Below are 12041 nucleotides of genomic sequence, written 5' to 3' on the forward strand. Positions count from 1 at the left end.
TCAGTCCCAATGTGGCCGATCACCCTCTCAGGTCGGCTACGCATCGTCGCCTTGGTGAGCCGTTACCTCACCAACTAGCTAATGCGACGCGGGTCCATCTCATAGCGGATTACTCCTTTAATTGCTGCTTCATGCGAAACTACAATCTTATGCGGTATTAATCTTCCTTTCGGAAGGCTATTCCCCTCTATGAGGCAGGTTACCCACGTGTTACTCACCCGTCCGCCGCTAATCCGTCCCCGAAGAGACTTCATCGCTCGACTTGCATGTGTTAAGCACGCCGCCAGCGTTCGTCCTGAGCCAGGATCAAACTCTCAATAAAAAGTTTAATCTCAGCTTACTCAAATAAAGAATTGCTGGTTTACTTAAATGTATTTATGTTATTCTGTTCAATTTTCAAAGACCAATTTTCTTCCTTAAGCCTCTTGTTTCAAGGCTTATAAGCTTCTGTCGTTTCTGACAGCTTACTCAGTATATCATCGCGTCCAAAGCTTGTCAACAACTTTTTCAAAAAACTTTTCGAACCCATTTCAATAAGTTCTTTCAGTTTTAAGCTGTTTTCGTTTATGTGTTTCAGCGACGTGTTTTATCTTAACATCTATACTATACTCATATTTTTTACTTTTTTACTGATTTTATGATATTATATGTATATTTAACCATAATACTCCCCTTTACTACTTATTACACATACTGACACGCTAGCAGTAGTTGTCTTGCATAATCATACAAAAACTAACATTTCATATATCCTAATTTGCTGATTTCTTTATATGTACTCAGCCTTTTTTATATATAAGGCATAGTATATGACAGGTTATTCTTAATATTCCTGCTTTCTTTTCTAATATATTAGAATCCTATATACTGTAGTCATTTAATGTTAGCAAATAAGTTAACTTCATTATTAAAGGAGAGTTGTTCCGATTTAGCTTGTCTAACCTAATGGTTGAAGCAAGCCAAATTGGATACAACTCTCCTTTAATACTTTCAGCGATGTTTTCAAAGTCCCGATGAATAAACATGTATCTCTTTTCCCTTGGATTCTATATGCAAATTATAAATTCAATTCTATTCAGTACATGCACATTCATCTACTAAATGATAAGGGAATGTTGATACGATTATATTGTCATTTTTTAATAGTGTTTCTCTAATAAAGAAACTTGTATGATTATGTAAGACCTCTCCAAAACGTTCATTAGTAACAAATTGAGGTACTATTACCGTTATCTTTTCATTCTTAGCTGCTGAATTTGCAATTAGTTCTATATTTTTTAGAAGCGGTGTAACCACTGCCCTAAATGGAGAATATCTCGTAACAAGTAGTATATCAGTATCTAATTCACTCCATCTTTGTTTTAACTTTTCCATTGCTTCTTTGTCAGTTGATATATTAAGTGCAATAACATTTTCACTTATACTTTGAGCATATTCAAGAGCTCCTATAGTTGCCCTGTTTAAGCTGGCAATTGGAACTACTACAATATGAGTGTATTTCCTTCTTAAATTCACTTTCTTTAAATCTATCTGGCTAATACTTAAACATGAAGCAACTTTATCATAGTGCTTTTTAATTCTTAACTGAGCTAAAATTATAATCGGGATTAAAATTGCAACTACAAATGCACCTTCACTAAATTTTTCAACTAGTATGATTATTGTTGTAATTGATGTAACAAGGCCGCCAAATCCGTTAATAATAGCACGTTTCACCCAGCCTTTATCTCGCTCTTTTCTCCAATGATTTACCATACCAAATTGACCTAAATTGAAAGATATAAATACACCAACTGCGTATAATGGAATTAATCTATGTGTATCTGCCTTAAATGCAATTACTAAAAGGCAAGCTATTAATGATAAAGCAACTATTCCAAAAGAAAAACTAAGCCTTTTACCTCTTAAAGTAAATTGTCTAGGAGCAAAACCGTCCTTACCAACTATGTACATGAGCATTGGAAATCCTGTATATGCTGTATTACATGCCATAAGTAAAATTACAGCAGTACTAAATTGTATTACATAATACATAAACCCGTTACCAAAGATTGCACTAGCTATTTGTGAAATAACTGTAGGACCATTATTAATTGGCACAGCCGTATAGAAAATAGCAAGTATTGAAGTACCTCCAAATATAAAGAATATTAAAGCTGCTAGTAATATCATAACTATCTTAGCGCTTCTTTGACTTGGCTCCTTAAAATTAGGAACAGAATTACTTACCGCTTCAACTCCAGTTAATGCAGAACATCCTGAAGAAAAGGCTCTCAAAATAAGAAATATTGATAAATTCTCTGTAGCCTGTGTTGGAATAGTGTACATAGGCTCTGGATGAATATTTAGTATAAAATACTTAAACAAGCCATAAGCGATCATAAAAATCATACTAAAAATAAAAATATATGTAGGTATCGCAAATATTTTGGATGATTCACTTATACCTCTTAAATTTAATATAGTTAGAACGGTAATTATAATTAAAACAAATAAAACTTTATATGGTGCTAAATCACTAAATGCTGAAATAATTGCGTCTGCACCGGCACTAGCACTAACTGCAACTGTAAGTATGTAACTAATAATAAGTCCTGCACCGGCAGCAAGTCCTGCTTTGGTTCCAATATTTTCTTTAGCTACCTTATAAGCTCCTCCACCTTGAGGATATGCTCTAATAATCTGTATATAAGAAATTGTTAATATAATTAACAATCCTATTATCAAAAATGAAGTCCAGGTTAACCACTGATATGCTGCCACCCCTAAAACAATTAAAACAAAAAGAATTTCTTGTGCAGCATATGCAACAGATGAAATTGCATCACTAGCCATAATTGCCAACCCAAAAGGAATATTATACTTTTCATGACATCCTTGCTCATTGGCTAAAGGTTCTCCTAGTAAAACATCTAAAAATTTTGTAAGCATTTATTCTCCCCCTATATAATCATTCGAAAAATATTGTATAGCACGAGTGCCTTTAAACGCAATATCATAAATTTCATTAAAATTCTAAAAAAACCTACAAATATCCTCATGAATACGAATACAATTGCTATTATTATTTATTTTTTTGTATTTTACGAGGTTTTTCTGCTTTCTTCATTATATTTACAATAATTATCCTATAATAAATGCAAAGTTAATATAATTAATTTTAATACAAGGCAAATAAATGAAATTAAAAACAGATATAATAAAACGTGCTATTACCTAGTTAAGGTGACATAGCACGTTAATTTTTCATATACTTTTTCAACAAATTACTATCTTAATTCTCCTTTTCATCATCTCCTAAATGATAAGGGTAAGTAGATACTATTATATTATTATTTTTCAATAATGTTTCTCTAATAAAAAAACTCGTATGGTTATGTAAAACTTCACCAAAACGCTCATGTGTCACAAATTGCGGAACTATAACTGTTATTTTTTCACCTTTAGCGGCTGAATTCGCTATCAACTCTATATTTTTCAATAGAGGTGTAACTACTGCTCTAAATGGAGAATATTTTGCTACTAAAAGTATATCTGTATTTAATTCACTCCATCTAGCTTTCAACTTTTCCATTGATTCCTTATCTGGCGAAATGTTAAGAGCAATAACATTATCGCTTACACTTTGCGCATATTGAAGCGCACCTATTGTAGCTCTATTTAAACTGGCAATCGGAACTATTACAATATGAGTATATTTTATTCTTAAATCTACTTTCTTTAAATTCAATTGACTAATACTTAAACCTGATGCAACTTTATCGTAATGTTTTTTTATTCTTAGCTGAATTAACATTATAATTGGAATTAATATTACTACAATGAATGCTCCTTCGCTAAACTTCTCAACCAAAATTATTATTGTTGTCATTAAAGTAACAAGAGCACCAAATCCATTAATAAAAGCACGTTTTAACCAACCTTTATCTTTTTCTTTCCTCCAATGATTTACCATACCATATTGACCTAAATTAAAGGATATAAATACACCAATTGCGTATAATGGAATCAATCTATGTGTATCTGCCTTAAATATTATAACCAAAAGGCACGCTATAAACGATAATGCAATAATTCCAAATGAAAAACTTAATCTCTTCCCTCTAACAGTAAATTGTCTAGGTACAAAACCATCCTTTCCAACTATATACATAAGCATAGGAAATCCTGTATATGCGGTATTACATGCCATTAGAAGAATTACAGCCGTACTAAATTGTATTACATAATACATAAATCCATTCCCGAATATAGCACTAGCTATTTGTGAAACAACTGTAGGACCATTAGGAATTGGTATAGCTGTGTAAAAAATGGCAAGTACTGAAGTTCCTCCAAAAACGAAAAATATTAGCCCTGCTAACAATATCATAACTGTTTTTGCATTTCTTTGACTTGGTTCCTTAAAATTTGGAACTGAGTTACTTACCGCTTCTACCCCAGTCAACGCAGAACATCCTGAAGAAAAAGCTCTTAAAATAAGAAATATTGATAAATCTTCCGTAGCTACTGATGGCACAGAGTACATTGGTTCCGGATGTATACCAAGTATGAAATACTTAATTAAGCCATAAACAATCATAAAAATCATACTGAATATAAAGATGTATGTTGGTATAGCGAAAATTCTTGAAGATTCACTTATACCTCTTAAATTTAAAATGGTTAAAATTACAATTATGGTTAAAACAAATGCAACTTTATATTGAGCCAAACCGCTAAATGCTGAAATAATTGCATCTGCTCCAGCACTAGCACTAACTGCAACTGTAAGTATGTAGCTGATTATAAGACCTGCTCCAGCAGCTAGTCCTGCCTTAGTACCTATGTTTTCCTTCGCAACCTTATATGCTCCTCCACCTTGGGGATAAGCTCTAATGATTTGAATATATGAAATTGTTAATATTATTAATAATCCTATAATCATAAATGAAGTCCAGGTCAACCATTGATATGCCGCTACACCTAAAACTATTAAAACAAAAAGTATTTCTTGGGCAGCGTAAGCTACAGATGATATTGCATCACTCGCCATAATGGCTAGGCCAAATGGAATATTATACTTTTCATGACTTCCTTGCTCGTTTGCTAAAGGTTCTCCTAGTAAAACATCTAAAAATTTAGTAAGCATTTATTTCCCCCCCTGTATCATCTATAAGTATTTTATTTCAATCCTTACTTACAAAATAATATTATATTAGTTAATCTATATAATTAAAAGAAAAATTTAGATTTTTTTTAATTAATTGGAATAATTCTCATACCATCATATCTTCATGCATATTATTATTGACGCTTTTTTTATTACTTCTCTGTAAAATTCTTCAACGTTGTAACTTTATCCTGCTATTTTAAAAATAATTATCTTATTTATAAAGTTAGTGTAACAGTTTTAACAATATTTTATTCATTCTATGCTTTTAAGACAATAACATATCCAAAATTTCAAAATTTAACAACAACAACAATGACTCACTCTAGTTATTTAATACAAAACCTCAATAAGAATTTTTTATAAATTATGTACTTTAAATAGTAAAAATTTAATATTAGGAAACAATATTTAAATACTATTTGAAATATGATTTAATATAGACGTATTTTTTCATCAAAGGAGGTTATGAGAATGACTGCTAAAAAGCATTTAATTAAATTTTTATTAATAACACTAATAGCCTTTATAGTTAATTTAGGTGTATGGTATTACATGGGATCAGAAAGTGCACTAGAGTTTCTTGGAGGATATATCATAGAACTAAGCCTTAGTGTTGATAATTTATTTCTATTTTTATTGATTTTTTCAAGCTTTGGGATTGAAACTAAACATCAAAAAAGAATTTTAACCTATGGAATTATTGGTGCAATCATATTGCGATTCATATTTGTTATACTAGGTATTGCCGTAATAAATAGGTTTAAATGGATTCTTTATGTGTTTGGATTACTTTTAATTATAAGTGGAATAAAAATTATGATTAATAAGGAAGATGATGTGTCTTTTGAAAATAGTAAATTGATTAAACTACTAAAGAAAATAATCCCAGTAACGGAAGATCTCTATGAAGAAAAATTCTTTATTCGGATAAATAAAGTTCTTCATGCAACACCTTTGTTTGCAATACTTTTTCTAATTGAGGGTTCAGACTTATTATTCGCTATAGATTCAATACCTGCAATTTTCGCGATCACAACTAATCCATTTATTGTGTATTCTTCAAATATTCTTGCAATACTAGGACTTAGAAATTTATATTTTCTTTTAGAAAAACTTCATAGCACCTTTGAGTATGTTAAATACGGAATAGGTGTAATACTTGTATTTACTGGTATAAAACTTTCTATTTCCTTTAAGTATCATATACCTGTAGGCGCTTCAATTCTCATTATAGTATTTATACTTATAGTAAGTGTGCTAGTATCAGTATTTATCAATAGACAAAAGAATGTATAATTTGTAAATAAACTATATTAATTTAGCTTGTTTTTAGTCTATAAAAATGTGAAAATCTATGAAATATTTCTATAACTTTCATCGTATCATTAATTCTATTTGGGTTAAGATACTACCATAAAGAAGCTAACAGTTAAAATTTAATATATTCTTATAAAGAATATATGTTATCAAGTTTTCCTATGAGCCAAAAGGTTTATATCTAAACAAAGATAAGATCCTATTAGTTCAGGATAAAAGTCTTTTTTAATTATTTGATACCTGCTTATAGGGTTAAGCGACGATTATATCAGGTGATAAAATAATCATGTATAATCAAAAGGTTATATATGATCATGTAGTATCTTATATAATTAAACAAAATATCACTATGGGTAGTGAACAGTTTAATTATGGTTAAATGATTATAATTAGATACTAGTTATCTATATTGGTGTTAGTAGAACTGTTAGTGACTTTATTTAATGACTATAGATGGGTTTATTTAATATAGGCTCATCTATGGTTTTTATTTTGCGCGAAATATTTATTAATAATTTATCCTAATGATAAAAAAGACGTATTCCTGTAAAAGCCATAGCGATATTATATTTATCGCAAGTTTCAATCACATTATCATCTCTTATAGATCCACCTGATTGAGCTATATAAGAAACACCACTCTTCCTTGCACGCTCAATGTTATCACCAAAAGGAAAAAATGCATCCGATCCCAATGATACATCATTTAATTTTTCCATCCACTCTTTCTTTTCCTTTCTAGTGAATGGATTTGGTTTTTCAATAAAAAATTTTTCCCATACTCCATCAGCTAATAACTCTGCATAATCTTCTGAAATATAAATATCTATAGCATTATCCCTATCTGCCCTTCTAATCTCTCTTTTAAAAGGAAGGTTTATAACCTTAGAACTTTGTCTTAAAAACCATATATCAGCTTTATTTCCTGCTAACCTTGTACAATGAATTCTTGACTGTTGTCCTGCACCAATTCCAATCGCTTGCCCATCTTTTACGTAACATACTGAATTGGATTGCGTATATTTCAATATAATTAAAGATACAATTAAATCTCTTTTTGCATTATTAGGTATTATTTTATTTTTAGTCCGTAAATCATTTAACATAGCTTCTGTTATTTTTATATCATTGCGCTCTTGCTCAAAAGTTATTCCGTAAATCTCTCTTTTTTCTATTTCTTTAGGTTTGTAAGATTCATTTATTTGTATTATCAAGTAATTTCCTTTGCGTTTATTTTTTAATATATTTAGTGCTTCTTCGGAATAAGCTGGTGCTATTATTCCATCTGAAACTTCTAACGCTAATAATTTTGCAGTTTGTTCATCGCACTCATCTGATAGTGCCACAAAATCACCATAGGATGACATTCTGTCTGCTCCTCTTGCTCTTACATATGCTGTAGCAATATCTGATAGGTTTGAGTCTTCCACGAAATATATTTTTTTCAATGTTTCATTCAATGGAACTGCTACAGCAGCTCCTGCTGGACTTACATGTTTAAAAGATGCTGCAGATGCTAACCCAGTTGCTTCCTTTAATTCTTTTACAAGTTGCCAGCTATTAAATGCATCCAACAAATTGATATAACCTGGTGTTCCACTTAGAATTTTTATAGGTAATTCACAATTCTCTGTATAAATTCTTGCTGAACTTTGATTCTGGTTACATCCATACTTTAATTTAATTTCTTTCATTACATTAGCACACTCCTTTTCACAATAAAAAAGCCCACTGTCCGGACTTTTGCCCAGACGGTCGGCTTCTTCTTGTTATACTTCATGTGGTTTATTCCACTTCCGTCAGTTGTATAACTAATATATTTTTAATGCTATCACTCATACACAGCCCTGTCAATTAGAATAATAATACTGCTAATATACATTTCAATAATCAACCTAAAAAGTCACGAGAAATATCTTTAGATAGCTTGCAAGAGCACTAAAAAATACCTGCACTTACCCAAAAGTGCAGGTATTTTAATTTAATAAAGTATGTAAATATTTATTAGTCTTGTATTGCAAGTTTTTTAGAATTCCTCATTTTAAAATACAGTACACTTGTTAATGGAATTAAGTATAAGTAAAAAGCATACAGAATTGCACTTTCTCCCGCATTTAAAGTAGCCAACGGTACTAATAAAGCAATATTCCAAGGTATTAATGGTGCTATAACTATTGCTGAGTTCTCTATATCTAAAGCTAAACTTTCTTTATTTATTCCATTTTCTTCATAGTTCTTTTTGACTAACATATGGGTAAGTATCAATGCTAAGGTTTGAGTGCACCCAAAAGCTGACGTTATAATACTCACAATTATTGTAGTAAAAAAGCTTCCTGCCCTGCTATCTGACTTGTTAGTAATACTATCAAGACTTTCCAACATTTTTGTACCTTCAAATATACCAGTAAAAGCAGAAGATACAAATACTATATAAGCTGATTTAAGCATTGAGACTATGCCTCCGCCTTTAATTATTTCACTTAAAATCGAATCAGTTTTTAAATCATATCCCATAATTATATACCTTATTATATCAATTACTGAATTCTGCTGAATAGCCATGCTTATAATAGAAGCTGCAATTATACTAATAGCAATAGACACTTTTACATTTATCCTAAATATACAAAAGACCAATACTATCAACGCCGGTATTAGAGTAATTATACTTATATCAAATGTTTTAACAATCTCTGAACTTATATTACTCTGAACAACATTCAGTGGAAACATAAACGAAAAAATTAAATATATAAAAACTGCTATTACTAACGGTATACTAGAACTTCTAAACATATTTTTAATATTTGTATACAAATTTGTTTCCGTAATATTTGCAACAAGATTAGCACTTGAAGACATAGGAGAACATCTATCACCAAAGTATGCTCCTGAAAGTATCGCACCTGCAACTAAACTTAAGTTAGCATCTCCCCCTCTTGCCATAACCATAAAAGCTACTCCAACTGTTCCTACAGTCCCAAAAGATGTTCCTAAAAGAAATGATACAGCAGAACATATTAAAAACACAGATATTATAAATGTGTTTGGATCCAATAGCTTAATTCCGTAATAAACTATTGCTGGGACTGTTCCTGACGCCATCCATGTGGATGTTACTGCACCGATTAGTATAAATATTTGAAGTACAATAAAGGACTTTTTTCCCCCATTATAAGCCATCCTTAAGACATCCATTAATTTAAATTTCCTCTTGCAAGCTAAAATTATAAATATCAATAAACCTATACTTAGGGAATATCCTACAAAAATCCCTTTAATAGAACTACAGATTAATAATAAAAAACAAACTATAAATGCTATTGCGATTTCCACGCTGTCACCCCACTCATAACCGAATAAAAAACTAAATTTATGCCAATTCTAAATTATATATTTTAATTTGTTAAAAGACAAACATGAGATTTACTGACCACAAAATTGTGGTCAGTAAATCTCATTCTATTTTAACTAATATTTTTATAATTTAAGCTTATCATTATATTCTTTAATAATTTCAATAGATTTTTTCAGTTCCACTATTTCATTATCAGCTAAATGATACTCAACCAGCTCTTTTACTCCTTGGCTATTTAAAACTGCTGGTACTCCCATGTATATATCTTTTTCACCATATTCACCATTAAGCATAGCGGATACAGGAATCACTTTATTTTCATCACGTAATACCGCCTTAATAATTTGAACTGTCGTTGCTGCTATTCCGAATGTAGTAGCTCCTTTTGCATTTACAATACGATATGCAATTTTCTTAATATCTTCAGTAACAGACTTTATATTAAATCCTTCAAGCCTTACCTTGTTATCATTAATTATATCTAGAAACTTTTTACCACCAACTGTTACTTGGCTCCATGGAATTATTTGTGAATCTCCATGTTCTCCCATACATAGCGCATGAACGCTTTGAGGGTCTACACTCATCACGTCTGCTAAATGATATTTTAAACGTGCAGAATCTAGCGCTGTCCCTGTACCAATAACTTTATTAGCTGAAAGTCCTGATAATTTATGTACATAATATGACATGACATCAACAGGATTTGTTATCACAACAAAAATTCCCGAAAACCCACTCTTCATTACAGCTGGTACAATGCTATCCATTATTCCAGCTGCTTTTTCTAGCATGTCCAACCTTGTTTGACCTGTAATATAAGGTAATGCCGCCGCTATTACAACTAAATCAGCATCCTTACAGTCATCATATTCCCCACTTTTCACTCTCATCTTGCTTCCACTATACCCTAAGGAATGCTGCAAGTCTGTTGCTTCGGCCCATGACTTTTCTTTATTAATATCGATTAATATTAGATCATCACAAACATTATTCATGACTATATCAAATGCCACTGCTGCTCCAACTGCCCCAGTACCAACTACTACCACTTTACTTCTACCTATTGCCATTTATATCATCCTTTATCAACTTAGTCATAAGTATTATACCAAAAAGTAAATTAGTTGGCATCTTATATTCTTATATTATATTCAGATTTCACTTTATATTTTACTATCTAACTCATATACTTACTTACATTACTCTTATCTACTTTTTCAAATGGTACCCATACATGTTTACCATCCTCAGTTGCATTTTCAATTTTAGCTATAGTACCTCCTGAACCTAACTCGATAGCTGATTGTACTGCACTCTTACTTTGATCTTTTGCTGATTGATAAACTGTAAGTCTCATGCTTCCATCAGCAATAGCTTTGGTTGCTTCACTCGTAGCATCAATTCCAAGTACTGGCACTGAAGACGGATCTATTTTATTTTCTTTCAAAGAATCTATTACTCCAAGTGCCATTTCATCGTTATTTGCAATTACGCAATCGAATTTTTGACTTGTAGCTAGAAATACATTAAACATTTCTTTTGCTCCCTGTCTACTCCAATTTGCAGTATCTTCAAAAACATACTCAGCATTTATCCCCTTTTCTTTAAAAGTTTCTTTAACTGCTTTCGTACGTCCGATTGTAGCAGAATGGCCCTTTTCTCCTCTAAATAAAACTACTTTAATATCTTTCTTGTTACTTAGATAATCTGCAACATACTCCGCTTGAATCTTACCTGCTACCATTTCATCTGATGATACATATATATATTTATCTCTTTCCAATAAATCTTCACTTGGCGCACTATTCATAAATATTATTGGCAGCTCTCCTGCCTCTTTTTTTAGCTGAAGTGTTGTAGCTGAGTTTACTGGTGTACAAATTACAACATTATAGCCACCAGAAACAGCTTCTTTCATATGGGATACTTGTTCTTCTATTGATCCCGCTGCATCTTTTACAGTAAGCTCAACATTTTCACTATCAGCATAGCTTTTAGCATTTGCTACCAGTAAGCTTCGATAGGCATCAGTGGCATTCGAAATCGAAAATAATATTTTAACCTTCTTATTTGAAGATGAAGTACTCTTTGAACCACATCCCGAAATAAGTGCAAACATCATAAGTATAGTTAATAGCACAGCTATTTTTTTCTTCATATATACAATCCTCCTTGTATTTACAATGTAGATTTAAACAAATCTCAAAT

At 31.2% G+C, this 12041-nt stretch carries 7 protein-coding genes, 1 rRNA gene and 1 riboswitch; of the genes, 1 reads left to right on the forward strand and 7 read right to left on the reverse strand.

The features are described 5' to 3' along the window. The 3 genes from CLCHR_RS03770 to CLCHR_RS03780 form a co-directional block, all read right to left on the reverse strand. Positions 1 to 322 (reverse strand): 16S ribosomal RNA (locus CLCHR_RS03770); the annotation flags it as partial. 749 nt (positions 323 to 1071) lie between these two features. Continuing rightward, entirely contained in the window at positions 1072 to 2931 is a 1860-nt protein-coding gene (locus CLCHR_RS03775) for an APC family permease (RefSeq protein ID WP_079438355.1), read from the reverse strand. A 343-nt stretch (positions 2932 to 3274) separates the two neighbouring features. Further along, positions 3275 to 5131 (reverse strand): APC family permease, encoded by a 1857-nt coding sequence (locus CLCHR_RS03780; RefSeq protein WP_079438356.1) that lies wholly within the window; start codon positions 5129 to 5131, stop codon positions 3275 to 3277. 489 nt (positions 5132 to 5620) lie between these two features. Between CLCHR_RS03780 and CLCHR_RS03785 the strand changes: the two genes are divergently transcribed. After that, complete coding sequence (locus CLCHR_RS03785; RefSeq protein WP_278336977.1) at positions 5621 to 6451, forward strand: TerC/Alx family metal homeostasis membrane protein; 831 nt, start codon at positions 5621 to 5623, stop codon at positions 6449 to 6451. Between the two features lie 542 nt (positions 6452 to 6993). Here CLCHR_RS03785 and CLCHR_RS03790 read toward each other — a convergent pair. The 4 genes from CLCHR_RS03790 to CLCHR_RS03805 form a co-directional block, all read right to left on the reverse strand. Further along, positions 6994 to 8166 (reverse strand): phosphoribosylaminoimidazolecarboxamide formyltransferase, encoded by a 1173-nt coding sequence (locus CLCHR_RS03790; RefSeq protein WP_079438358.1) that lies wholly within the window; start codon positions 8164 to 8166, stop codon positions 6994 to 6996. Between the two features lie 44 nt (positions 8167 to 8210). Beyond that, a riboswitch (ZMP/ZTP riboswitch) is annotated at positions 8211 to 8289 on the reverse strand. A 187-nt stretch (positions 8290 to 8476) separates the two neighbouring features. After that, complete coding sequence (locus tag CLCHR_RS03795) at positions 8477 to 9655, reverse strand: Na+/H+ antiporter NhaC family protein (protein ID WP_479723258.1); 1179 nt, start codon at positions 9653 to 9655, stop codon at positions 8477 to 8479. A 297-nt stretch (positions 9656 to 9952) separates the two neighbouring features. Next, positions 9953 to 10903, reverse strand: coding sequence for an L-lactate dehydrogenase (locus CLCHR_RS03800; protein ID WP_079438360.1), 951 nt, complete (start codon positions 10901 to 10903; stop codon positions 9953 to 9955). 107 nt (positions 10904 to 11010) lie between these two features. Continuing rightward, a complete protein-coding gene (locus tag CLCHR_RS03805) occupies positions 11011 to 11991 on the reverse strand; it encodes a substrate-binding domain-containing protein (RefSeq protein ID WP_079438361.1) in 981 nt (326 codons plus the stop codon). Between the last annotated feature and the right edge of the window lie 50 nt (positions 11992 to 12041).

Origin of the sequence: Clostridium chromiireducens (assembly GCF_002029255.1) — a bacterium.
In the GTDB taxonomy this organism is placed as follows: Bacteria; Bacillota; Clostridia; order Clostridiales; family Clostridiaceae; genus Clostridium; species Clostridium chromiireducens.